This is a genomic window from Natronoarchaeum sp. GCM10025703 (assembly GCF_042661985.1).
GTDB lineage: Archaea > Halobacteriota > Halobacteria > Halobacteriales > Natronoarchaeaceae > Natranaeroarchaeum.
The window spans coordinates 89,066-113,181 of sequence record NZ_JBHSZF010000002.1 but is presented as its reverse complement, the minus strand read 5'-3'; the positions used below and the strand labels follow the sequence as shown (position 1 = coordinate 113,181).

At 60.6% G+C, this 24,116-nt stretch carries 16 protein-coding genes and 6 pseudogenes; 10 read left to right on the top strand and 12 right to left on the bottom strand.

Annotated elements, in window-relative coordinates; genetic code table 11:
• The first annotated feature begins 323 nt into the window (after window positions 1-323).
• Complete coding sequence (locus ACFQH2_RS17660) at window positions 324-908, top strand: FAD-dependent oxidoreductase (RefSeq protein ID WP_377077062.1); 585 nt, start codon at window positions 324-326, stop codon at window positions 906-908.
• A gap of 624 nt (window positions 909-1,532) precedes the next feature.
• Here the strand turns inward: ACFQH2_RS17660 and ACFQH2_RS17655 are convergent.
• The 8 genes and pseudogenes from ACFQH2_RS17655 to ACFQH2_RS17620 all read right to left on the bottom strand — a co-directional run bounded on the left by ACFQH2_RS17655 (window position 1,533) and on the right by ACFQH2_RS17620 (window position 8,043).
• A complete protein-coding gene (locus tag ACFQH2_RS17655) occupies window positions 1,533-1,658 on the bottom strand; it encodes a hypothetical protein (protein ID WP_377077131.1) in 126 nt (41 codons plus the stop codon).
• Between the two features lie 138 nt (window positions 1,659-1,796).
• On the bottom strand, window positions 1,797-1,934 hold the full coding sequence (locus ACFQH2_RS17650) for a hypothetical protein (protein ID WP_377077061.1): 138 nt from the start codon (window positions 1,932-1,934) through the stop codon (window positions 1,797-1,799).
• Window positions 1,935-2,057: 123 nt separating this feature from the next.
• Window positions 2,058-2,774, bottom strand: coding sequence for a DUF5518 domain-containing protein (locus tag ACFQH2_RS17645; RefSeq protein ID WP_377050423.1), 717 nt, complete (start codon window positions 2,772-2,774; stop codon window positions 2,058-2,060).
• A 400-nt stretch (window positions 2,775-3,174) separates the two neighbouring features.
• Window positions 3,175-4,017, bottom strand: coding sequence for an ion transporter (locus tag ACFQH2_RS17640; protein ID WP_377050421.1), 843 nt, complete (start codon window positions 4,015-4,017; stop codon window positions 3,175-3,177).
• Between the two features lie 61 nt (window positions 4,018-4,078).
• Window positions 4,079-4,177 (bottom strand): hypothetical protein, encoded by a 99-nt coding sequence (locus ACFQH2_RS17635; protein ID WP_377077122.1) that lies wholly within the window; start codon window positions 4,175-4,177, stop codon window positions 4,079-4,081.
• A gap of 161 nt (window positions 4,178-4,338) precedes the next feature.
• Window positions 4,339-4,719: pseudogene (locus tag ACFQH2_RS17630) on the bottom strand (bacterio-opsin activator domain-containing protein); the annotation flags it as partial.
• Entirely contained in the window at window positions 4,697-7,069 is a 2,373-nt protein-coding gene (locus tag ACFQH2_RS17625; protein WP_377077121.1) for a PAS domain S-box protein, read from the bottom strand. The gene ACFQH2_RS17625 and the pseudogene ACFQH2_RS17630, both read right to left, overlap by 23 nt.
• On the bottom strand, window positions 6,988-8,043 hold the full coding sequence (locus ACFQH2_RS17620; RefSeq protein WP_377077060.1) for a PAS domain S-box protein: 1,056 nt from the start codon (window positions 8,041-8,043) through the stop codon (window positions 6,988-6,990). Before ACFQH2_RS17620 ends, ACFQH2_RS17625 begins: the two co-directional genes overlap by 82 nt.
• 369 nt (window positions 8,044-8,412) lie before the next feature.
• Between ACFQH2_RS17620 and ACFQH2_RS17615 the strand changes: the two genes are divergently transcribed.
• Genes ACFQH2_RS17615 through ACFQH2_RS17605 form a run of 3 tightly spaced genes read left to right on the top strand, consistent with a single transcriptional unit; the run spans window position 8,413 to window position 11,770 of the window.
• Window positions 8,413-9,321: a DUF4129 domain-containing protein gene (locus ACFQH2_RS17615; RefSeq protein WP_377050417.1), complete on the top strand. Its 909-nt coding sequence runs from the start codon at window positions 8,413-8,415 to the stop codon at window positions 9,319-9,321.
• Window positions 9,318-11,279 (top strand): DUF58 domain-containing protein, encoded by a 1,962-nt coding sequence (locus ACFQH2_RS17610; RefSeq protein ID WP_377050415.1) that lies wholly within the window; start codon window positions 9,318-9,320, stop codon window positions 11,277-11,279. Before ACFQH2_RS17615 ends, ACFQH2_RS17610 begins: the two co-directional genes overlap by 4 nt.
• A complete protein-coding gene (locus tag ACFQH2_RS17605) occupies window positions 11,276-11,770 on the top strand; it encodes a DUF7519 family protein (RefSeq protein ID WP_377050413.1) in 495 nt (164 codons plus the stop codon). Before ACFQH2_RS17610 ends, ACFQH2_RS17605 begins: the two co-directional genes overlap by 4 nt.
• On the opposite strand, the pseudogene ACFQH2_RS17600 reads toward ACFQH2_RS17605, so the two are convergent.
• Window positions 11,767-12,716 (bottom strand): annotated as a pseudogene (locus ACFQH2_RS17600) (AAA family ATPase). The gene ACFQH2_RS17605 and the pseudogene ACFQH2_RS17600 sit on opposite strands and share 4 nt — an antisense overlap.
• A gap of 205 nt (window positions 12,717-12,921) precedes the next feature.
• On the opposite strand from ACFQH2_RS17600, the gene ACFQH2_RS17595 reads away from it, so the two are divergent.
• The 6 genes and pseudogenes from ACFQH2_RS17595 to ACFQH2_RS17570 all read left to right on the top strand — a co-directional run bounded on the left by ACFQH2_RS17595 (window position 12,922) and on the right by ACFQH2_RS17570 (window position 20,957).
• The gene (locus ACFQH2_RS17595) at window positions 12,922-13,080 is read left to right on the top strand and encodes a DUF2080 family transposase-associated protein (RefSeq protein WP_377050409.1); all 159 of its coding nucleotides are present in this window, start codon (window positions 12,922-12,924) and stop codon (window positions 13,078-13,080) included.
• A complete protein-coding gene (locus tag ACFQH2_RS17590; RefSeq protein WP_377050407.1) occupies window positions 13,080-14,813 on the top strand; it encodes an RNA-guided endonuclease InsQ/TnpB family protein in 1,734 nt (577 codons plus the stop codon). The genes ACFQH2_RS17595 and ACFQH2_RS17590 overlap by 1 nt, the downstream gene beginning before the upstream one ends.
• Before the next feature lie 366 nt (window positions 14,814-15,179).
• Window positions 15,180-16,298, top strand: a complete 1,119-nt coding sequence (locus ACFQH2_RS17585; RefSeq protein WP_377050405.1) for a lysylphosphatidylglycerol synthase transmembrane domain-containing protein — start codon at window positions 15,180-15,182, stop codon at window positions 16,296-16,298.
• 22 nt (window positions 16,299-16,320) lie between these two features.
• The gene (locus ACFQH2_RS17580; protein ID WP_377077059.1) at window positions 16,321-17,499 is read left to right on the top strand and encodes an alpha-1 4-glucan-protein synthase; all 1,179 of its coding nucleotides are present in this window, start codon (window positions 16,321-16,323) and stop codon (window positions 17,497-17,499) included.
• Between the two features lie 39 nt (window positions 17,500-17,538).
• Window positions 17,539-18,658, top strand: a pseudogene (locus tag ACFQH2_RS17575) (extracellular solute-binding protein).
• A 19-nt stretch (window positions 18,659-18,677) separates the two neighbouring features.
• A pseudogene (locus ACFQH2_RS17570) lies at window positions 18,678-20,957 on the top strand (ArnT family glycosyltransferase).
• Window positions 20,958-21,032: 75 nt separating this feature from the next.
• Here the strand turns inward: ACFQH2_RS17570 and ACFQH2_RS17565 are convergent.
• From ACFQH2_RS17565 to ACFQH2_RS17555, 3 genes and pseudogenes are all read right to left on the bottom strand, one after another.
• Window positions 21,033-21,725 (bottom strand): dolichyl-phosphate hexose transferase, encoded by a 693-nt coding sequence (locus tag ACFQH2_RS17565; protein WP_377050839.1) that lies wholly within the window; start codon window positions 21,723-21,725, stop codon window positions 21,033-21,035.
• 173 nt (window positions 21,726-21,898) lie between these two features.
• Window positions 21,899-23,541, bottom strand: a pseudogene (locus tag ACFQH2_RS17560) (GMC family oxidoreductase).
• 11 nt (window positions 23,542-23,552) lie between these two features.
• Window positions 23,553-24,100: pseudogene (locus ACFQH2_RS17555) on the bottom strand (gluconate 2-dehydrogenase subunit 3 family protein).
• Window positions 24,101-24,116: the final 16 nt, after the last annotated feature.

The following is a 24,116-nucleotide window of genomic DNA, read 5'->3' as shown; positions in this document are numbered from 1 at the left end:
GTTGCGCCGCCTCAAGACGACCACGAGTGGCGAGAAGAGGCGGTACAAGACGATAGCGCGGACCAATCGGACTCCATAGAGAACCGACTACCTGCTGACTCATCGCCGGATGGTTCGTCACCCGGATCAAACGACGAATCCCAGGCTACAGCGGCTTCACCGTCGGTTCGGCTGCCACAGCATGACGTATTCGGGGGAGTCCGGATCGACAGGTTCTCGTGGCTGGTGATACGGTAGTCGGACTCACCCTCGCTTGCGTTCTCCATCACGCCGGGTATGATCCACTGCTCACAGCGGGTACGACACCCAGTGTCGACTCCCGAATGACGTATCTATGGCCACCAGTTCGTCGTGTCTTCGAGGCAATCGGTGTCGGAGAGTGGCTGCATGATCATGCCACCACCATCGATAGAATCGACGTCTACGGTCCGACTGCACGGGAGGACAGAACCTTCGAACTACCGACAGACTCGGGTATCGAACCGAACCGCCCGCTGGTCGTGGAGACAGAGGCCTTTCGTCGTGCACTCACGGAGCAACTTCCCGACCGTCAGAGCGATGATAGACGGACTGTCGACACGGTGACGCATCACTCGGATGGGCTCGCCGTCGATTTCGAGGACGGAGTGCGCGAGTGGTTCGACGTTGTGGTCGACGCTGGCAGTGGTGTTGATCCGTCACATCAGTCTGACCGAGTGGAGTCTCCGGAGTGTACCGTTCTGTATCAGCACGAGACGGTGATCGGAACGGATAGCAACAGCACGAACCACATCCAGGAACGTTGGTATCCCGACTGTCTTGTGCAGTGCCTTCCACGGGCGGACACTGGGAGTTTGCTTCTGAATCACGACGACTCGTTCCAATCTACAAGCGTCACTGCACGACGAAGCCTACGATCGGTTGCATGAGCAGTCACCAGTCGATCTGGTGGATGAACTGGACCCCGCCGAAATGACGAAAATACGGCAGTACAAACGACAGAGAGGAGAGACCAACCGGTCTTGGTGGGGAACGGGTCGCGTGGCTCACTGCGGGCCTGCCTCTTGCCCCGTCGCGCCCGCGGGCGGGTTTCACGACTCATTCGGCACCGGAGATGCACTGTCGTTGGTCTTGGAACTGACTCGGAACGAGAGCTCGGTCTCAGAGGCCATCGATAGCTACACGAATAGCCGTGCACAGCGGTATGACACTTTGCTTCGTGGAGCCGAGACCGCTCGTGGGGATCACGGTTATCCGACACCAGCGCAATCGCACTCACTGTTGGCCACACTCAGTCTGTTCCGGACAGTCACGCTCGGACCGTTTGTCGAGTCTGAGCTATCGACGTTACAGTGGGATGCGTTCGAGTAGGTCTCAGTGCCGCTGGATCACCAGCCGGCACACTATGCATCTGGAGTATTGACGATGATTTTTAAAAGCACAAAATGACACATCAGATGTGACAATGACGCCTCCAAGGCCCGAGACTCTGTCCCTCTCGTCCGCCGACATAATGGAGGCTGGACCTTCCGACACGGTCTTTGAGCCCTCGATCAGGCTTCCTGTTCCGGCGGGGCCGCGTCACCGGTTGCTGGCTGCGAACTCTCCCGAAGGAGGCCCCCGAGGTAGCCACCGATAGCGCTCAGCCCGATAGTCCAGGCGAACAGCAGAGGTAACATGAATAGTACGATGATGGCTAGTTAGACCACCAGGAACACCGAACCCTGCTCCCGGTATCCCGAAGAATAGGATCACCCCGAAACCGAGCACTAGGATGAAGGGAATACTCGCTAGCGCGCCCGATATAGCACCGACCTTCATGCCGCGGCCGGGAGACTCCCCCTCGAGGTATCCAGCCAGAGCACCCCTAATACCGGCGAAACCGTCGTGAACGAGAGGAGCAGCGTTACGATAGCACCGAGGACTGTGTTGCGCAGCGTGTTCTGATCACTCATGTGTAATAGTTCGAGCAGCACGGTCAAAACCGTGATTATCAATTTTATAATATAAGAACAAGAAGGAATCTATTGCCAGAATTCAGGGTTTCAAACAGGTAGCTCGGATTGGCCAGATATCAATCACTCTGCTAACCGACCACCTGCGAATCCGCCGAGAGCACCGAATGCAGTACCATACGCCCCGGTGAAGAGCACCCCAAAGAGCATGGCTGCTCCTGCCACGATTCCGAGGCCCGAATATTGAACAGCGGCCAAACCAATGTAAAGTCCGATAGTGACGAAGACGAGAATTACGAGAGCAGGTATTATCGCCAGGAACCCTGAGAGCGCACCAGCACTGACCGTGCGGCCGCTCCCATAACGTTCGAGATACCCCGCGGCCCCGCCACCGAAGACGGGCGAGAACGGGAGAAAGGACAGTATCCCGGTGACAAGAGCACCGAGCACGGCGGACGACAGATACGACCCGGCCGACTCGTCATCCGGAAGCTGTCGATACGCGCGGTGACGGACGACCACGTACCCGATCGCAAAGAGGACCAAGCCGATACCTGTCACCAAGAGCCCCCAGCCTGTCCATGTCACGATTTCTTGAGTGAATTCGAGCATCTCCGCCTCCGTGAGATCTCGTTCGAAGACGATCACCGTGATTTGGCCGGATTCAACGCCGCTTTCGAGCAGATCTCGGTCGACGGCGAAGGCGAGGGCAGTCCCTCCAACCGTGAGAGCAACGCCGATCAATGCAATGACCGTAGCGGCTATCCAATCGACGAATTCGGGGAGTTGGGGGCCGACCTCAGGAGTGGTCGTACCTTCACTGTTGGTAGTGTCGTTCATTCAGTTTGGATAACACATTTGATTGCCTGGGGCTTAATACTATCCGCATACCGAGAGGCTCGGCTGGAAGATACCTTGCCCGGCAATCGCGTTGGTGTTCAGTGTCTCAGGTCAAACCGCTACAGGCCTGGATCGGCGATTCTCTGGAAAGAGATCTCATATCCCACTTACATCTGACGCGCAGCCATCACTCGAGGGGTGGAACCTGTTGACCGGACGATGACTAATATTGTTTTCGCGGTTGGTCTAGACTGTAGCAGGTACCAACATCCACATATACTCAAACCGGTCGACAAAAGCCCGATCACTGACTGTTAGGGGCATCCAGTATCCAGGAAAAGGGTTCTCCGCCGACTAGAAAGACTGTCGTCACCGATCTTGACCTGTGAAGCTGTGAAACTTACTCCCGAGAGTCGATTTTCTGGTAAATGACCTGCCCGCAGGCCTTACAATGCGATGCGTCCGAATCGTGATACTCCAATCCACACTGTGGGCATGTGACGTTGATCTTGTCCCTGGACGACCACTCTCTGACGATCTTACTCGCCTGTCGTGGGATGATTATAATTGCAGCCAGAATCGAGCCAACGGTCACCCACCGGCCTGCAGTCGTGACGGGGATGATATCGCCAAATCCAGTCGTTGAAAGTGAAATAACCGTGTAATAGAACGCGTCACCGAACGTCGTCACGTTGGGATTCGCTGGGCGTTCTACACTTAAAAATACCCCGGCGGATATAAACAGGAGCACCCCAACTGTCAACAGCAACCTCATAGCACGCAGGCTGTTGTCCGAAACTGTTCCGAAGAAAAACTCTGCATCATCGGTGAAACGATAAAAACGCAACACGCGGATGATTCGGATCACCCGCAAAAACCCGATTTGCAACGCGCCAGCGGTCACAGGAAACACGAGCACCAGAAGCGTCGGCAGAATAGCGATCAAATCCACTATTGTGTATCCGTTGAGAAATTCCGCCTTCCGGTCGGGAGCCCCGTATATCCGCAGGACATATTCCACCAAGAACACGATCGCGATGCCGACTTCGAGGTTCCACAGAAAAGATCGCAACTCGGCCGCAATCGGGTAGGTTTCGACGACAAAAATGGCAACGAATACGAGATTCAGCACCAACAGGGCGATATCGATGATCTTCCCGGGTACTGTCCTGTGATCAAGGAGGTAGAACTGTATATTTTCCCGCGGATTTCGTCCACTCGAAACGGATGAGTCGCGGCCCATATACGGCATAGTGGTTACCCGAGCCTAATAAGTCGATTCTCATATTCCAGCGGACCACTTCTTAGTCGTCGGCATCGAACAACAGCGTGAACGTCGCCTTTTCTGCGAGTCGCAAGTGTTTGTTGAACGTTGGCTGCGTGATGTCGAGTCGGCTCGCCACCTCGCTGCCGTCGTTCTCCCGGGGCCACTCGAAGTACCCCGCCAGCAGGGCAGTTTCAGAACCTCGAACTGGCGGTCGGTCATTTCCGCGCGGAGGTGGTCGTTGAGCTCCGCGGGCGTCCAGTCCTGTCGCTGGTGTTGGCGCTTGGCTACGAGTTCGAGCGACGGTGCGACTGTCTGCAATCGCTCGACGAACGACCGGACGTCGGCCTGTCTGGGGACTTCCACGGTGACAGTCGTCTCGCCGGGTTCGGCCGTCGCCTCGCGCAACACGCCGCCGTATTCGGCCAGCGGAGACCCGAACCAGTCGTCCGTCTTCACCTCCACGAGTGTCGACGCCGCCTCGGAGACGACGCTAGCCGACCCCTGTAACCGTTCCATTGCGGTGTCAAGTCTGTCGTCGGGGACGTCATCTTCAAAGTTGAAATACACGTTTACGCCGCCTTCCTGTCGGGTCACGGTCCGGTCGTGCCTGACACGGCAGTCGGCCGCGTCCGCAGCGCGTGCGAACGAGAGGCTATCACCGGCGCCGTGAAACTCCAGTTCGACGGTTTCGTCGGATTCGAGTGCTCGACGACGCTGGATGGCAGTCAGGGCGTTTGCGATAGAGGCCCAGCTGAGCGAGAACGTCGCGCTCGCGGTCACCGAAGGTGTTCGGCGAGTCAGTGCCTACGGTCAACACGCCGTGAGTGACACCGTCGTAAGTCAGTGGGACTGCACACAGGGACTGATAGCCTTCGGAGAGGGCTCGCTGACGCCAGTCTCCCGCGGGACCGTTCGCGACGAGAGAGTCCGCAACTCGGGGCTCGTCGGTCCGCCAGGCCGTGACCGCCGGATGGGGGTCACCGGCGTCCTCGGCCGTCGTCAGGTCCATCCCCTCGACGTATTGCTCCGGCGCACCGACGACCGAACGCGGGGCGAGACGGACGGATCCGACGTCCATACCCCCGATCCACGCGAGGTCGTACGCACCGGCGTTGACGAGTCGGTCACAGACCGCTCGCTCTACCTGGCCAGGGTTCGATGTATCCGTGATAGCCGCCTCGACCTGTTGAGCAAGGCGCGCGATCCGATCCAATCGCTCCGCACGCTCGGTCTGTGTGCGTAGTTGTTCCTCCTGGTCAGCAAGTTGCTGCTGGCCCCGCTGATGGTTGAGTGCGGCTTCGAGCGTCGCCGCAAGCACGTGGGCCGACTGAATCGTTTCCGAACCCAGTGAGTCGTCCGGTGACCCCACCAGCAGTATACCGTGGTTCCCCAGCGAGATCGCCCGCCAGTCCGTCAACTCGGCAAGTGCTCGGGTTCGGTTGCTCTCCGAAACGGTTCCGGATTCGTCGCCGGTGCTGTCCGCGCCGACGATAGTGCCGGTCGCAAAGCCTTCCCACAGCGGTCCATCACCGGGGGCAATCGAATCAGTAGCGACCTCCGAGGGGAAGGGGCCTTCAAGCACCTCCGGGCGCAACACACCGTCGTCACTATCGTAGAGGAACGCACCGATTGCAGGGAGCTCCAGTGAGTCAGTCGCGGCCGTTACAGCCGTCCGCGTCGCCTCCGCGCGGGTGTCAGCCGTGGCGAGGTCGTCCGTGGCATCGTCGAACGAGGCGATACGACGTTCCCGGGCCTTTCGATCAGTTATATCGCGGCTGACGATCACGATGCGGAGCGACCCGGTGGGCCACTCGATCGGGTAGAAGTCCGATCTGACCCACCGGATCTCACGGTCCGCCCGAACGATACGGTACTCACGACTGTATCGATCGGCCCACGTTCCCTCGTCGAAATCGGCTCCGAGGTCATCGATGAACTCTTTGTAGCCGCTGACTTCGTCCGGATGCAGGGTATCAAAGAAGCCGTTCTCATAGCGCTCAAAAATGCCCTGGAGGGATTCACCCCAGATCGATTCGTAGCCTGCACCGAGATCGTCCGAGCGCAACGTCGGATTCGTGATTTCCGCCGCACGCGTGAGATAGATCGCTTCGTCGATACGCTCGAGGATTTCGCGGAGTCGTCGCTCGGTACGACGTTGCTCGGTCACGTCGCGCATGATTGCGAGATACCGTTCCTCCCCGTTGAGCGTCGTTGGCGTCGCGTTGACCTCAAGCCAGCGCCGCTCCCCGTCCGCTCGCTCCATGAGCCATTCGAGCGTCCGTTTCTCGTTTTGCTCCATGACCTCCTGAACGATCTCTTTTGCGCGGTCAGTGGAGTAGCCTTCCTCGGCGACGTTGATGCTTGCTTGCCCTTCGCCGAGCAGTGCTTCGCGGTCGTAGCCCGTTAGCTCACACATCGTGTCGTTGACGTCGAGGAGCCTACCCGTTTCGGGGTCGTGAACGGTAATCGCGTCAGTAACGTCGTTGAAGATCTGTTCGTACTCGCGTTCGCGGTGCTTGCGCTCGGTAATATCACGTAGCATCGACAACACGCGTGTTTCGCCGCCGATGTCGGCGGGGGCGAGCGTCACCTCCAGCCAGATCTGGTCCCCATCACGCGTTTCGCCACGCCACTCGACCATCTTCGGCTGACCGGTTTTAGCTGCCTCCCGGACGAGCGCTTGCCCGCGTTCGCGCGTGAACCCCTCTTCGGTCACGCTGAGCCCCTCGATACCCAGTTCCTGCAGGGTCTCGAGGTCATCGTAACCCAGCATCTCGTGGTAGGTGTCGTTGACATCGACGATATCGGCGGTATCGGGGTCGAATATTGCGATTGCGTCGTTGACGCTATTGAAAATCTGTTCGTATTCGCGCTCGCGGCGGCGGCGTTTGGTGATATCGCGCTGCATCGAAACGATCCTGTCTTCGCCCCCAATAACCGCCGGATTCACTGTCGCCTCGATCCAGATCCGATCGCCGTCTTTCGTCTCCTGTTGCCACTCAACTGTCTCGGACTCTCCGGACTCCATGACGCGCTGGCAGAGTTGGCGGGCCTTCTCCTTCGTAAACCCAGCCTCGGTAACGCTGAGTGCCTCGGTACCTGCTTCTCGGAGTGTCTCCACGTCGTCGTAGCCTGCCTGTCCACGAACGTCTGATTCGCGTCGAGAAGATCGCCCGTTTCGGGGTCCTGAATAGCGATTCCCTCGGTGACCCCGTTGAAGATCTGTTCGTACTCGTGCTCTCTTCGCTTGCGCTCGGTGATGTCTACTGACGTCGAGAGAACGACTTCCCTTCCGCAGATTCGGACCGTGTGGAGACGCGCATCCACCCATCGGACCGACCCGTCAGAGGTGGTCACCGGCCACTCGACCTCGCTCGGACCGTCCTGTTCGGCCACCTGCGAAACGACCGTCATCGCGCGTTCGTTGTCGTACCCGGACACATCCGCTGTGAAATCGCCCACGTCCATCGAGAGGACCACGTCCCGGTCGTGTCCCAGTAGCTCACAGAACGATTGATTCGCGTGGACCATCTCGCCGGACTCCGGGTCGTGAACCGTGGCAAACCCCGTGACGGTATCGTACAGTTCTCGAACGCTCTGCCAGCCGTGTTCGAATTCGACAGCCGCGAGCAGTCGATCCGCGAGCAGTTCCGGATCCTCGTCGACGAGTCGCCGCGGGAGCGTTGCTGTCGCGCCGCTTGACAACGCGCCAGTGACGCGTTCGGCACTCCACTCGTCAGTGAGCAACACGACGGGCACGTCCGGTCGTTCGCGACGCCATCGCTCGATGACGGCAGTACTGTCCACCGATACAGCGCCGCTATCCACGACAAGACAGTCTAACTCCCACTCCTGGATTTCTTCGTCCGTCGTCGACTCAGCGGTTGCGACTTCGACAGCAACCATCCGGTTGTCCTCTTGGGCCCACTCAGACAAAGCGTCAATACGTTTTCCCTCGCCCAGGACGAGGAAACGACCGAAGGAAACCCCCAAAGGAGACATACGTATAGTGTTTGATTCATCGAATAAAAATGTTCACTAACTCGCCTTTCGAACATACTCAGGGGCTTTCTGTTGGCGCGCCAGCGAGCGGTTGGCTGTACCTGCTCTGTTAACCAACAACCGCACATTCTTAACCAACAAAGTCACCACTACTCTCAGCTTTACAACAAGAGATACGAACACTGACACTGGCGAGACTGCGACTCGATTACGTCGACGAGCGCCTGAATTTCGTGATTCAGCCGCTCACGGCCTCCCTCCGACCGAACCATCCCCGGTTGTGTAGCAAGGTTCTTGACGTTGACAATACAGGTAGTAATCACACGATGCGATCGTATCGTCACAAACCGGGGGCCAGATTCGGACTCGATGAATGAATCCACCCGATCGGCGATCATCGCCGGACTGGCCATTTTTGCAGTCGCGTACGCCGCAGCAACGCTCGACTCGACGGTCCTCCCCGAAGGTGGCGGTGGAGACGGAGCTAGTAGCGGTGGGGGTGACGGCGGCAGCGGAATACTACCAGTCCCGCAATCGGAAACACCTCCCAGCGAAACAGTGACGATTCCGTACCTCAGCGAAATACTCACGATTCTCGCCATTATCCTGACGATAGCGGTCATTGCCTACGTGATTATCTATCGGCGACAAGCTATCGGCGTCTTCCTCGCAATCGTCGCCTCGCTCGTACTATTGTACCTGCTCTCCGGAATTCTGGATACGGCAACTATCTCGTCGGGGCTCCCGGGACTGGAGCCAGGAGACGGAACTCCACTCGGTGGCGGTGGGGGCGAGGGCGGGGGCGACGGTGGCGGCGTCGATCCAACACAGCCATCCCCACCAACACTACTCGTACTGCTCGTTCTGGGGCTCACCGTCATCGGTGGTCTCGTTGCGCTGTCGAGGAGAAAAACTGGCGACACCGACGAGTCTATTGAGGAGTCTACTGGCGGCGGTGAGAATGCTGCGGCCATCGGCCGAGCGGCAGGACGCGCTGCCGACCGGCTCGAAGGGGAGGTGGACGTCGATAATGAGGTGTACAAGACCTGGCGTGAGATGGTGGAACTGACCGACGTCGACAACCCCGAAACGAGCACGCCCGGAGAGTTCGCTGCTGCTGCCGTCGAGACAGGTCTCGGCCGTGAGGACGTCACCGAACTCACCCGTCTGTTCGAGGACGTTCGGTACGGAAACGCACAGCCGTCCGACGAGCGCGAACGCCAGGCGATCAGCATCTTCCGACGGATCGAGAACCGATACACGGAGGAGGATCCGTGAACTACCGACGCCTCGCGCTCGCTATCGGGATTGTAGCTCTGGGACTCAGTCTACTTGCAATCGTCTCTCCCGGACTTGTAGCGTTCAATCTCGATCGGGTACTGGTATCGGGGGTCGGTGGATTGGTCCTGCTACAGGCAGTACGCGTTATTCAGGCCCGCAGACGCGACGACCGTGACGAGGCTGTGACTCCTGACCCGGAACTCCCGATTGCGACCCCGCCTCCCGGAGAGGATTTAGAAAGCGAACTCGAGCGATTTCTCGACGCCAGACAGATATACTATCGCCAGACTCGTCTTCGTAAAGGACTCCGTGAGGCTGCCGTTACTGTGCTCAGCCAGTACGAGTCGCAGTCTACGGCTGAAGCCGAGGCGGCAGTCGAGGCAGGAACGTGGACTGACGATATGTACGCTGCTGCATTTATCGGTGGCGAGCAGGCCCCGACACCTCCGCTCCGCGTTCGCGTTCCGAACGCGCTTCGTCGAGAGTCACCGTTCAAGCGCGGTGGTCGACACACTGTCGACGCGATTGCCGCGGCTGCTGGCGTGCCATCTCCCTCGAACAACGATACGTCCCAGGACCCCCGACAGCAGGAGGACCTGCAGGCGAAATCCGATACCGAGTCATCTCAGAGACGGACCAACGACAGCAGCGGATCTGACGGCAAGGCGAAAGACGCGCTCATGCGTGCAACACACTCGACGGGACACTGGACCGGCGTGAGTAGCGTTGCGCTCGTGGGTATCGGCGTCGGGATTCTCGTCGAGCAGCCTTCGGTACTGCTTGCTGGCGTCGTCGGCATCGGCTACGCTGCGTACGCCCGCTCGTCAGCGTTGCCACCCGGGAGCGTCTCCATCTCCCGGACGCTCAGTGACGAGCGGCCGGAACCGGGCGACGAGGTGGAGGTAACTGTTACGATCACGAACGACAGCGATCGGTTGCTCGCCGATCTGCGTCTCATCGACGGTGTGCCAGAAACGCTGGCTGTGACCGATACGTCACCGCGTATCGGCACGGCGCTTCGAGCAGGAGAGAGTACGTCGTTCACGTATTCGATTACTGCTCGTCGAGGCGTCCACACGTTCGGTCCAACGACAGTGATCACACGCGATCTTACGTCCGCGAGAGAGCAGGAACGAATCCTTCGCGCAGAGACGACGCTGACCTGTATCCCGGCGCTACGCGCGTTAGCAGAACCGGTCCCCCTTCGAGCACAGGCCACCCAGGAGGTGGGTCGCGTCGAGACGGCGACCAGCGGAGACGGGATCGAGTTCTATGCAACCCGAGAGTACCGGCCAGGCGATCAGATGAGTCGGATCGATTGGAACCGTCGCGCCCGAACGGGTGAGCTTACCACGGTCGAATTCCGGAAAGAACGCGCCGCGAGCGTCGTCATTGTGGTCGATACACGCGAAGAAGCGTACCTCTCGCCCGAGGCGCATGCACAGCATGCGGTTGATCGTGCAGTCGACGCTGCCGGACAGCTGTTCGTGACCCTGGCCGATGCGGGAGATCGGGTCGGGATCGCTGCACTGAGCGAGGAGTCCTGTTGGCTGGCCCCGGGGTCCGGTGTGGATCACAGAGACACGGCACGCAAACTGCTCGCAACACATCCGGCGTTCTCACCCGTTCCGACAAAGACCAAGTCAGCGTTGATACGACAGCAGCACCACCTCAGAAAACGACTATCCGCAGGCACTCAGGTCATTTTCCTCACCCCGCTATGTGACGAATACGGGAGCCAGTTCGCCAGACGACTCGACGAGCACGGCTATCCCGTTACGGTTATCAGCCTCGATCCGACCGCCAGCCGGACGACTGCTCAGCGATTCGCACAGGTTGCCCGGCGACTCCGCCTCTCGACGCTTCGAGGCACCGGAATTCCGGTCATGGACTGGTCGTGGGACGACTCGGTTGCTGCCACGCTGGCCCGGTTCAACGAACGGTGGTCAAGATGAACCGCGTTGATCGAGATCCAGCACGGCTTAGCAGCCTGCTCTCTGGGAGTGCCGCGGTCGTAGCGTTCGGAGTCAGCGCGTTCTACTCGTGGCCTGCACTCGTCGTCGGAGCGGTTGGACTGGTTCTCGTCGTCGTCGGACTCGTTCGTGGACTGTATAATGCGGTCACGCTCGGCGCGTTCGGTCTGTTCGTGGGTGCAATCCTCGCGGGTATGCAGACTGCGGCCGTTTCGCCGGTGCTGATCAGTGTCACCGCAGCAGTGCTGGCGTGGGATATCGGTACGAATGCGATCAGCATCGGGAGCCAACTGGGACGAGATGCTAACACCAGACGTATCGAGGTCGTTCACGTGGTTGCGAGTACCGGCGTCGGGGTCGTAACGAGTAGTGTCGGATACGGTCTCTATGTGACTGGCATCGGTAACCAGCCGATCACAGCACTCTTTTTCTTGCTGATCGCCGCAGTCCTCTTGCTCGAATCTCTGCGCTAGTCGACAGTCGGCACTTCAACCCGTTCGAGCACACTGTCGATCACCTCTCTTCTCCACGTCGTTCACGCGTGCATCAGCAGTCAACACAAGTCGATGAGCTAGCACGGGTCTGGCAATCGTCTTGACGATATCCGGCGTTACGTACTCACGCCCCTCGATAACTGCCTGCGCTCGTGCTGTTTCTGAACAATCGCTGTGCGCCGCGCGGTGACACCCCGACGGCCACTCGTGAATCGTCGCGCGTTGCTCGACTGATATCGAGCATGTACATAATCAGATCCTCGTCGACGCGGACGGTCTCCGGCACACGCTGTACCGCACGAACACGATCAGGGGAGAGCACAGGCTCGACGGATGGACTTCGTTCCTCTCGGTCGGCCCGTCGGAACAGGAGTTCCGCCTCACCCTCGTAACTCGGATAGCCCATACTGGCTTTCACGGCAAACCGATCGATCTGTGCCTCGGGCAGTGCGAACGTTCCTTCTTGTTCGACGGGATTCTGTGTCGCAATCACGAAGAACGGATCCGGCAGTTCACGGGTTTCCCCATCGGCCGTGACCTGCCGTTCTTCCATCGCTTCCAGCAGTGCGCTCTGGGTTTTCGGTGGCGCCCGATTGATCTCGTCAGCAAGCACGACGTTCCCGAAAATCGGGCCCTCGTTGAACTCGAAGGTACGATCACGCTCGTTGAAGACGTGAGTGCCCGTGACGTCCGACGGGAGGAGATCAGGAGTGAACTGAACGCGTGAGAACGACAGGCCCAACGCGGTGGCCATACTTCGAGCAGTCAGTGTTTTGCCCGTTCCCGGGACGTCCTCGAGGAGCACGTGCCCTCGCGCGAGCACACCGAGGAGAACCGTTTCGAGAAACGATCGGTCAGCGATAACCGCGTTTTCGACCTCGGTCAGCACGGCATCACACTGTGCACTCGCCTCGTCGATGCTCATCATATACCCCCTCTTTTCGGCCCCGCACACATAGTTTCCTTCCTGACAGTTGTGATCGACTAGCGCCGGGCCCTTTTGCCCGGAGATGACTCGAGTTCCACTCCGTATCGGAGTTCAGGGGTAGCCAACTGTTAGGTAATATAGTATGATATGGGTGTATCCCGTATCAAAATATATTTTGCATATGTAAGACATATGTAGACTCATGCCTGACAGCTACGAAATTGAGGGTGAGGAAATCCTCGAAAAAGAGGTCAAAGCGTTCGGGAGTGGCGGCGCACACGTCTATGCCCCTGTTGCATGGGAAGGAGCCACCGTCAAACTCGTGCGTGTCTCCGAACCAGACCCCGACAACTCAGACTAATGCAACTCACCGAACAGTTCCACATCCCCGACGAATATACCGACGCCTGTGACCGACTCACTACACTGGTCGAACACCACGCAGGCCGGTTACTCGTAGATGAGTATTGGACAGCAACCCACATAGCAGGCGTGACCAGTCACAGTGGACAGTCCTACACGTACATCCGTGACGACGTGTATGATGCTTTTAATGGCGTCGATGAATACCTGTATAGTCGGTTCAAGCGGTGCGTGTACCAGCGAGTGACGAGCGTGCTTGAAGCACACGCCGACGAGTATCAGGCGTTCCAATTCGTTACCGAAACAGTCGAGCAACGGAAAATCAAGACGATTGGTTGGGAGAAACTCCGAGATCGGCTATTCACCGAGGATAGTCCATATCTCCAGTGGGGCATCCTTGAGTCAGTAGTTGAACAGTTAAACAACTACTACGACTGTCACGGTGCGTTTCCCGACTGTTATACCGATATGGTAGAAACGCCGGAGCCGAATGGTACACTGCCGTATGCTCCCGACAAAGGTGACCACCACATCCACCAAGTCACAATCGAAAATGGACACCTGCAAGCTACTCTGAACGCCCCAAACTCACTCACCCCCGACTCATACCTCGATTGGAGTGACCACAAAATCACCTTCCCAGTTCACTCTCGGTTGGCCAATATGCTTGAACACGGGGCGATGGGTGCGCCGACACTCCACAAATCAGAATGCGGTTATACGCTCGACGTGCCGGTGGAGATACCCGAACAAGACACCGAAACCATCGATAACCGTGTTTTATCTGTTGATCTCGGTGTGAAGAAACAGACCACGGCGGTGGTTGTGGATGGCGATAAGGGACAGGTCGCCCCGCCGGAGATTATCGATCATCCGAATAAGCAAAAACTGTTCAGGTTGACGACAGAGGCCGAGGGAATCAACGACCGGTTGGCTGCCCTGCGGAAACAGGGGAAGGCACATACTGACCGATTCAACCACCTCCATAGTGAATACGAACATCTCCGACGGAAGGAAACATGCCTGCGAACCCAGATTCAACACGACGTAGCGAACCAGTTGGTCTGGCTGGCTATACACTATGAGTGTGAGACGATCGTGTTTGAATCGCTCGGACAGATTGAATCGCCCGACGTAGATGGAACACTTGCCCACTCAATATCGACGTGGGCGAGAGGCGACCTATTAGAGTTAGCCGAATACAAAGCTGAACTCGTGGGTGTTGAGGTTGAGTCGGTGAATCCGTGGGGCACAAGCCGATACTGTCCTCGATGTGGCGAACGTGGTGAGACGGTGAAAGCCCCAGACGACCATACTGAGTGTCGTCACGGTGGTCACTTCCACTGTCCCGGTTGCGGCTACGAGTGCGACCGTGACGTGGTTGGCGCGATCAACGTCGGTCGAAAGTACCTTTCAGACAGCAAGATGGAAGCGGCGAAACCTGTCGCCTATACGGAGACAGGAAATCACGCCAGTTTTCCATCGCCTGTTGTGGACGGAGATACAGGTGCCCGTTCGACTGGCGTTCAGTCCACGGCTCACAAGCAGAAACAGGATTCGGCAAGGAGTCGTCAGACCCGACTGACTCAATACTGTACCACTGTGCGGAGTGGTGTGTCAGAGATGGGTGGGCTGCATCAAAATCACAGTAGCAACACGGGCAGGCAGTTGCCCAGCGGTAGTGTGAGTATCACTCAGCACGTCCTTGCCAGTGCTATCGAATCTGACTGAACACTACCAAATGCCACCGATAATCTGAACGGTTCCGCGAGTGGTCAGCAAGCAACTCCCTGATGAGTGTTTTTGTCCATACGTACCACTGTTGCTGAACGATGAAGAACGGACGGTATCCTCCCCAGATTCCCGGCCAACGCCCCCTCGCTGGTGGAATGGTGAGGATTCTCTTGAGATGAATAAATCGTCAGCGATATATGTTTAGGGCGACCTAAATCACTGCATGACCGGCGAACAGTCGCCTGAACGCCCTCAAACCGGCGCGACGCCCGGATATCTACGCTCGCCCACTCCAGCGTGTGCTTGCGTAGGGAGCGTCCGACATCCGATCACGCGTCGCTTCAGGCACGCGACCACGCAGAAATGACCGGTCGCAACTTTCGGGCGTGGATGGGCAACCACCTCTCGCGCAAGCGCCTCACAGTCCTTGGCACGGTGCTCGTTCTCGTTCTTGGGGGCGTACTCTTCGCCCGAAACGCCGACATAGGCGCGGTGATCACGGCAGTGGTCGAGGCCAACCCGGCGCTTCTGGGGGCCGCCCTCGTCGCCTACCTCCTCTCGTGGCCGGTCAGGGGACGACGGTATCGCGACGTGCTCGGGGCCATGGAGTATCACTGTCGAACCGGCTTCCTTACTGCGATCGTATTCGCTAGTCAGACCGCGAATCTGGTCATTCCGGCGCGCGCCGGCGACGGGATCCGTGCCTATCTGCTCAACGATCAGCGTGACGTGCCCTATCCAACGGGCGTCGCCTCGCTCGCCGTCGAGCGTACGTTCGATCTCGTTGCGCTTGCCACCCTTGGCGGCGTCGCGTTCGCCTTCTTGCTTTTGGATGGTCGGTCGATCAGGTCGGCCGAATCAGTCGGATCGGTCGAACCGATAACCGCCGTCATGGGCGCAGCAGTGATCGCGGCCGTGGCCGTGGCTCTCTCGGCCCTGACTCTCGCGGCGGCCAGCAGCGATAGAGAGTTTGGTCCCGTGTTCCGCGACCGTGTTCGGCGGCCGCGCATGGTGAAGGTCGTCGACGCTCTGATACGGTTCGGAGCGGCCGTTCGCGTCGTTGCCGCCGATCCCCGTAGCCTCGGGACGGTCTATCTCTGGAGCACGGTCGTGTGGGCGCTGGACGTTTTGACCGCAGTCTTCGTACTCGCCGCACTCGTGGGCGGACCGGTCGGCGGCCTCGTCTCCCCAGTGACGCTTTTGACCGTCGGAACGCTGGCCGTTACCGTCGGTAACCTTGCGAAAGTGCTCCCGCTCTCACAGGGCGGGATCGGGCTTTACGAGGCGGCCTTTACCGGATTAGTCGTCAGTACGACGGTGATTCCGGTGGAAACGGCGCTCGCCGCAGCGATCCTCGATCACGCGTTGAAAAACGCCGTCACGCTCGGCGGTGGGGGCCTCGTGGCTGTCGCGTTCAACGTCTCGCCGACGTTCACGCCCGAGGACAGCGATAGTTCCAATGCCGAACCATCAGACTTTTAGGTCAGCCTAAGAATTCGAATGTATGACCGGGAACCGTTCAGAGGTAGTACAACGGGACATCTGCGTGATCGTCCCGACGATTCGAGAGTACGAGTGTCTTCGCTCGTACGTGGAGAACGCCCGCGAGCACGGGTTCGATATCTCGCGGCTCCACTTCGTTCTCGTCACGGAGGATTTCTGTGATGTCGACGAGATGCAGTCGATGCTCGATGATCTCGGGGTTTCCGGTGAAGTCTTCGACGGCAGTCGGCGCGAGGAATGGTACGATGCGAATGACATCGAGCAGTACGGTCACGTCGTGCCAGCCGCAAGCCACGCCGAGACGAGCTTTGGGCTGTTGTACATGTGGGCCGACGAGAGCTTCGAGTACGGACTGTTCATCGACGATGATACGCTCCCGCACGAGGACGAGGATTACTTCGGGCAACACATGGAGAACCTCGCGTTCGAGGGGTCAGTCGAGCGCGTCCAGTCGGACAAGAACTGGGTAAACGTTCTCTACCAGAACGCCGACGAGCACGGGCTCTACCCGCGTGGCTACCCCTACTCGGCGATGGATGAGACAGTCGAGACGGATACGGTCGATATCGAAGGCGGCGAAGTCGTCGCCTCACAGGGACTTTGGACGAACGTCCCCGACCTCGATGCGGTCCGGATCCTGATGGACGGGGACCTGGAGGGTCAGGCCCAGACGCGGACGACCGCGGAGGAGTTCGACCACGATTTCGTCGCCGCTCGCGGCAACTACCTGACCGTTTGTTCGATGAACCTCGCCTTCCGGCGAGAAGTAATCCCCGCGTTCTACCAGCTTCCGATGGACGACAACGAGTGGGACGTCGGACGGTTCGACGACATCTGGAGCGGGGTGTTCCTCAAACGCGCCTGCGATGTGGGCGGACGGATCTACAACGGCCGCCCGCTCTGTGAGCACAACAAGGCCGCTCGATCGACGTTCGACGACCTCCACAACGAGGTCGCCGGGCTCGAACTCAACGAGCACCTCTGGGAACTCGTCGATGACGCCGGAACTGATGCCGAAAGCTACGCCGCGGTATACGCCGCGATGGCTGACCGGCTTGCAGACGGCGAGTTCGACGAGTACCGAAACGGTGCGTTCTTTACCCACGTCGGCGAATACATGCGCGATTGGCTCGACTGCCTCGACGCCCTCAGGCGAACGCCGGCGGTTGCCGACGACTAAACCGACACCACTAAAACGATTTAGGTAAACCTAAAAACAATGACGAGACACCTACGAAACGAGAACGATGTCGACCGACGCCGGTTCCTGGCAACGGCGGGCGCGCTCGGTGCCGCCGGGTTCGCCGGCTGTCTGGGCGGCGACGACGATGAACCGGAGAGTAATATCGGACAGATTGGATCGGGACGGGAGGGGCGTGACGCCCCGGGCGGCACTTCGATGGACGAGATGCCGGATCTGGAGGGCGAACTCCACGTCTACTCCGGTCGGGGGAGTTCCTCGTCGGCGAACTGCTCGACTACATCGATAACCTGTACGACAACTTCGATCTGACGAAGCGCTACGGCGGCTCTACTGATCTCGTGAACCAGATCGCAAACGAGGAGACGGCTCCCCGGCCGACGTCTTCTACTCGGTCAACGCAGGCGCACTCGGTGCGCTCGCCAACGAGGGGCGCACACAGGCACTTTCGTCGGATATCACCGAGATGGTCCGGGCGGAGTTCCACACCGACGACTGGATCGGCACGTCCGGGCGGGCACGCGCCGTACCGTTCGACAACGAGACGTTCTCCGAGGACGAGGTGCCAGAGGACATCATGGCGTACCCTGATGAGTTCGCCGGCGACCTTGGCTGGGCCCCTTCCTACGGCTCCTGTCAGGCATTCGTCACTGCAATGCGGCTCATCGAAGGCGAGGAGGCCACCCTCGACTGGCTAGAGGCAGTCGTCGATTCCGGCATCAGCAGCTACCCCAGCGAGTTCGCCGCCTGTGAGGCGATCGCCAACGAGGAGATCGACGCCGCGTTCACGAACCACTACTACATCCAGCGCGTCCTGGATGGCAACCCGGATGCCTCGATCGGCACCGAGTTCACCGAGGGCGACGCCGGCGCAGTGTTCAACGTCGCCGGTGCCACGGTAGTCGATACAGCCAACGACCCCACCCTCGCAGAGAACTTCATCCGACACCTGCTGTCGGCCGAGGCGCAGGACTACTTCGCCCGAACGACGTTCGAGTACCCGCTGATCCCGGATGTCGAGCCGATCGGCGATCTACCGACGATTGACGAACTCGACGTCCCCGAGATCGACCTGACGGAGCTATCCGATCTCGAAAAAACGGTCGACCTCATGCGTGAGGCCGGCGTCGAGGTATAGAGTTCCGCCACCGACATCCGTGTCGTCCCTTTCGGCCCTCCTTCGTCCACGCCGGTTCGCACGACGACTCGCGAGCTACGGCCGCGAGCAGGTCGCCCGAGCGGACCGCCTGACGTTCGCGGCCGTCTTCGTCGCTTGTGCGACGGGTATCCTCACCTTCGTTCTTGCCGCGACCGTCTTCGCGCATCACTCGATTAACCACGACGAAGGTGTCTACCTCACGCAGGCCGCGATGCTTCTGTCCGGGCAGCAGAGTTGCATGCTGGCGAGCAGTCGGCGCCTTTCGCCCGTGGTTCTTCATTGAAGATGGCGGCAGGCTCTATCCGAAGTACAGCCCCGTTCCGGCCGCGATGTACGCGGTCTCGATGGGACTGTTCGGCGAGCCGCGGCTGACCCTTGCGGCGATCGCAGCGGGTAACGCGGCGCTCGTGTACCTGCTCGGCTCGATGGTCTTCGACCGACGGGTCGGGCTCGCGGCCGCCGTCCTGTTCGCAGCCTCGCCGATGGCGGTCGTCACCTCGTCCGTCTTCCTCCCGTACGCCCCTACCACGTTCCTGAACCTGCTGTTCGCGGTCGCGTACCTCCGAAGCGTCCGTGACCGATCGGTTCTGGCTGCAGGGGTTGCGGGCGTCGCTATCGGGCTTGCGTTCTTCGCCCGGCCGTTCACGGCAGTGCTGTTCGCGGCCCCGTTCATCGGCCACGCGCTCGTCCAGGTCGTTTCGGCGGTTCGGGCCGAGGGACTCACTCCACTCGTGAACAGGGGGCTCCGGGGCCTTCCCGACCCGATCAACCGCCATGGGCTCACTGCACTGTTCGGGGTGCTGTTCGTGGGCGTCACCCTCGCGTACAACCTCCGCCTGACTGGCTCCCCGCTAACGTTCCCCTACGAGGCGTTCGCCCCGATGGACGGCCCCGGATTCGGTGAGCGACGGATCCTCGACCATTCGATCGACTACACGCCCGGGCTGGCGCTCCGCACGAATGGCTACGCGCTGTGGTATCTCGCAACACGCTGGCTCGTCGCCGGTCCCGTCGGCGCGGCACTCGCACTCGTCGGCGGCGGGCAGCCGCGCGGCACTGGCTGCTCGGGGAACGGGCGCTCGCCGCCGACCATTCGGAGGGCGACGACCACGGGGCCACCGACTCCACCGCTGATGACCGCCGATTCGAGCGGATTGCCGGGCTCCTCCTCGGCGGTGTGGTCGTCACGGTGGTGGTCGGGAACCTGTTCTTCTGGGGCACTCACAACCTCCTCGCGACGATCTCGGACCCAACTGACGGATTCGTCGCGAGCTTCGGCCCGGTCTATCACTTCGATCTTCTCGTCCCGCTGTCTGTCTTCGGCGGCGTCGCCGTCGTCGCAGGTGGCCGGGCGCTCGCCGGGGTCCGGCAACGGCTCGCTACCCGTGTCACCCCGCAGACGGCGCGGACGGTCGTCGCCGTGGCGGCCGTCCTCGTCGTCCTCAGCGGGACTCTCGCGGCTGCGGCTGCGGTCGGCGCTCCCCTGGACCGGCACTCGGTGCAGGCCGACAAATACGATGCGGCCTACGAGCCGATCGAGTCGGAATCGTTTGATAACGCGCTCGTATTCGTCCCAACACCGTATGGCGAGTGGCAGAACCACCCCTTCCAGGCGCTCCGGAACGATCCCGGGCTGGACGGAGAGGTCGTGTACGCGCTCGACCGCGATCCGAGCGAGGACTTTGCGGTGCTGGATGCATACCCGGACCGGACTCTCTATCGGTACGGGTATCAGGGCGAGTGGACGCCGAACCCATACGAACGCGTCGTTCCGAAACTGGAGACGCTCGATGTCCGGGAAGGACCACGGCTCGATGCGGAGACGACCGTCGGCATCCCGGACCGCGTCGACCAAGCGCGGATCCGCCTCGAGACCGCGGGCGGAGAGAGCCCTGATGGCGGAGTCGCCGGTGGGTCCGACCGTGTGGGATACGCCGTGACTGATCCCAACGAATCGCTCACGGTGGACTGGTCGCTCGACGGCGATTCGGCACGGTTGGCCGGCGCTCCGAACGCCTCCATCCCGGTCGACCCGGACGGCGACGTCGTCACCATGACGGTGACCCTCGTCGATCCGTCGGGATCGACATTCACCTATCGACAGGAGACGACGGTCCGGGCATCCAGCGAGGGCATCGAGGCCGTCTGGCCGCCCGAGCGCTCGGTCTGCCGGCTCGTCACGGACTGCGGGAACAGGGGGACGTACATCCCTGACGATCCGAACGCACATGCCGAGTGGGTCGTCTTCGAGACGAGCGCAGAGTCAGCCGAGGAGTGAGATTCTGTCGGAACGAGCCGACCGGAGCGGACGCCTCGAAGGTAAAGCTGAATTAAAAAGGTGTCAGAGCTCGATCTACCGGAATCGTTCTTCCAGGCAGACCTTGACGATCGATTTCGCGATTGCGGCGCCGCCCTCGATCGGATCGAGTTTCGTCTCGCCGAGGCGCTCGGCGTAGTCGATGGGATGCTCGCGGACGTCGTAGCCGCGCATCAGCGGGCGGATCAGGAGTTCGGCGGAGAGCCCGGTGTTCTCTGTCCATTCGATGTTCTCGATCACGTCCCGTCGGTATGCGCGCATCCCGGTAGTGGTGTCGTGTACGCGCTTGCCCATCAGGAGGCTCGCGATTGCCGCGAACGAGTGGTTTCCGAGACGGTTGAACGCGGGCATGGTGTCCGCGCCGTAGTATAGCCGGTCGCCGCTGACGACGTCGGCCCCGTCGTTGATTGCGTCGAGGAACTCCGGAAGCTGTTCCATCGGATACGTATCGTCGCAGTCGGTCGTAACGACGACTGGGCGGTCGGGCGTGAGTATCGCCTCGCGGACGGCGACGCCGTACCCCTGGGGCTCCTGTTCGATCACGGTCGCACCGTGTTTGCGGGCAATCTCGGGCGTCCGGTCGGAGGAGCCGTCGACGCAGACGACCTCGGCGCGCCCACCGGTGACGTCGTCGATGTCGGAGAGTACGGTTGCGATTGCCGCCTCCTCGTTGTACGTCCCCATTACGACGCTGACGTCGTCGAAGGTGTATCGGTCCTGGTCGGTCATGCCTGAAGCGTTCTCGGTATCGCTCGTGGTGTCCGTGGCTGTATCGTCTGTTGCCGTCGTACTTTCGTCAGTCGCATCCGACCCCGACTCGTCGGCGGGCGGCGTGAGTGATCCACTCATTACCGATAGGTGCTCCCGCACCCACTTTAGTTTTTAGGTTTACCTAAAAATACTCAGAGCCGTGTTGCGATGTCGTCAGCGACCCGTAACGCCAGCGCGGCGATGGTGAGCGTGGGGTTCATCGCACCGCCAGTGGGGAACACGGAACTAGACGCGATCCAGCAGTTGTCGAGGTCGTGGGTCCGGCAGTCCGGGTCGACGACGCCGTTCTCGGCGTCCGCGCTCATCCGTGTCGTCCCCATGTGATGGTATGCAGGGCCAGTCGCATCGGGGCCGGCGACCCACTCGATATCCGCGCCGAGTTCCTCCAGTACCGCCTGCTGGATCTCGTTCGCCCGTTCGATGGTCCTGAGCGCCCGGTCACCGACGTTCCAGTGAACATCGGGCACTGGGTTACCGTGGTCATCGGTGCGGTCGGGGTCCAACGTCACGTAGCTGTCCGATCGAGGAAGCTGTTCGACCAGCCCACCCATCGCCACGCGAGTGCCGTAGCCCTCACGAAGGCGGTCGAGCAGTTCGTTCCCCCAGTCATCGCCTGTCAGCGCCATGCCAACGGGGGACGGACCGGCGTAGTTGTTCTGAATGGAATTGAAGAACTCCAGTTTGAACGGGGCGAACTCCTCGTCGGCGTCGTCGTAGAACTGGTCGGAGGCACTCGTGTAAAACCCGATGTGGTTCTGGCGGGTGGGTTCGTCGAGGACGCCGCCAGCGCCCGCAAACAGGTGGTCCATGAAGAACTCCCCGACGTGACCGCTGGAGTTCGCCAGGCCGTCCGGATACGTCTCGGAATCGGACAGGAGCAGGAGCCGCGGCGTCTCCACGCCGCCACAGGCGACGACGAAGGCGTCCGCCTCCTGTCTGTGTTCTTCCCCGTCAGGGGTCGCGTACACCGCGGCGGACACGCGATCGGCCTCGTGTTCCAGCCGCTGGACCGGCGCGCGGTCGATCACGGATACTCCCTTCTCTTCCGCCCGTTCGATGTGGACGGTCGCGTCGTACTTCGCTCCGGAGGGACAGACCGGCTGACACGTCCCGTAACCGACACACGAGGACCGATCGTCGTACGGCTCGGAGTTGCGTGCGTTCGGCACCGAATGCATGTCTATCTCCAACTCCTCGCAAGCCTCCGCAAACAGGGAGTCGCTGTATGACGGCTCAAACGCCGGCATCGGGTGGGGTTCCTCGCGCGGCGGCGCGTACGGATTGTCCGAGGCTCCGGCGACGCCCAGTTCGCGTTCGGCCTCGGCGTAGTACGGCTGGAGGTCGGCGTAGTCGATTGGCCAGTCCGGACCGACACCCCGCTGTTCCCCGGAGTTGAAATCGGCCTCGTGAAGCCGCATCACCATTCCCTGCCAGTGGAGTGTCGACCCGCCGATCCCCTTGACACGAGCGTGATTCAACGGGTAGAACCATTCGCCGGAGTTGGCGTGGGCGTCGCGCTCGCCGCCGACGTCCCAGACGTCCGGTCGATTGTAGCTCGGTCGGATCGCCCGTTCCTGTCGGTCGAGGCGGTCCGCAGGATCGAATCGAGGACCGGCGTCGAGAACCACCACGTCGTGGTCGGCAGCTGACGGTCCGCGATCATCGCTCCCGCCGGGCCCGCGCCGACGACGCAAACGTCCGCGTTCGTGACCGGTGACCGATCGATGTCGCGGACGGCCGGCCCGTTGCCGTCAACAGCCTCGTTCGCATCCATCTCAGCGCCAGTCATTGCGGTCCCTCCTGATAGCTCTCGGCCCCGCCGGGGTGGCCCTGCGGGTTCTCCAGACCAACCAACTCGCCGCCCGTGGGCGAAGTGTACAGCGCCAGAAGCAACTCGTTGATGACGTAGTACCGCACCCGCTCGGCGAGCGAGCCCTCGGAATCTTCCTCTGCGGTATCGGCGCCGGTCTCTCTGAGGAGTGTATCCCGGTCCTCCGGGGGAGTTCGGTGATCGGTGCGCCGTGCCACGAACGGGCCACCTCGTCGAGATCGGCAACCGCCGTATGAACACCCTCGGCGTGAGCCGATCTATCGAGCCGACCGTCGAGGAACCGGTCGACGAACGCCTCCACGCCGGACACCTCGTCCGGATAGACGACGGTTGCAATCGCGGTCATCGACGCCCGGACGGTCTCTTCGTCCGGAAGCCCGTCATCCCATTCTCCGTCGCTGTCGGTCGAGTTCTCAGCCCGCCGTCGAGCGGCGAGGGCGACGCCGCCGGTCGCTCCGACTGCGGCCAGGGCGGCCACCGCGTCGCGCCTCGTCAGTTTCATAATCGTTTTAGGCCCC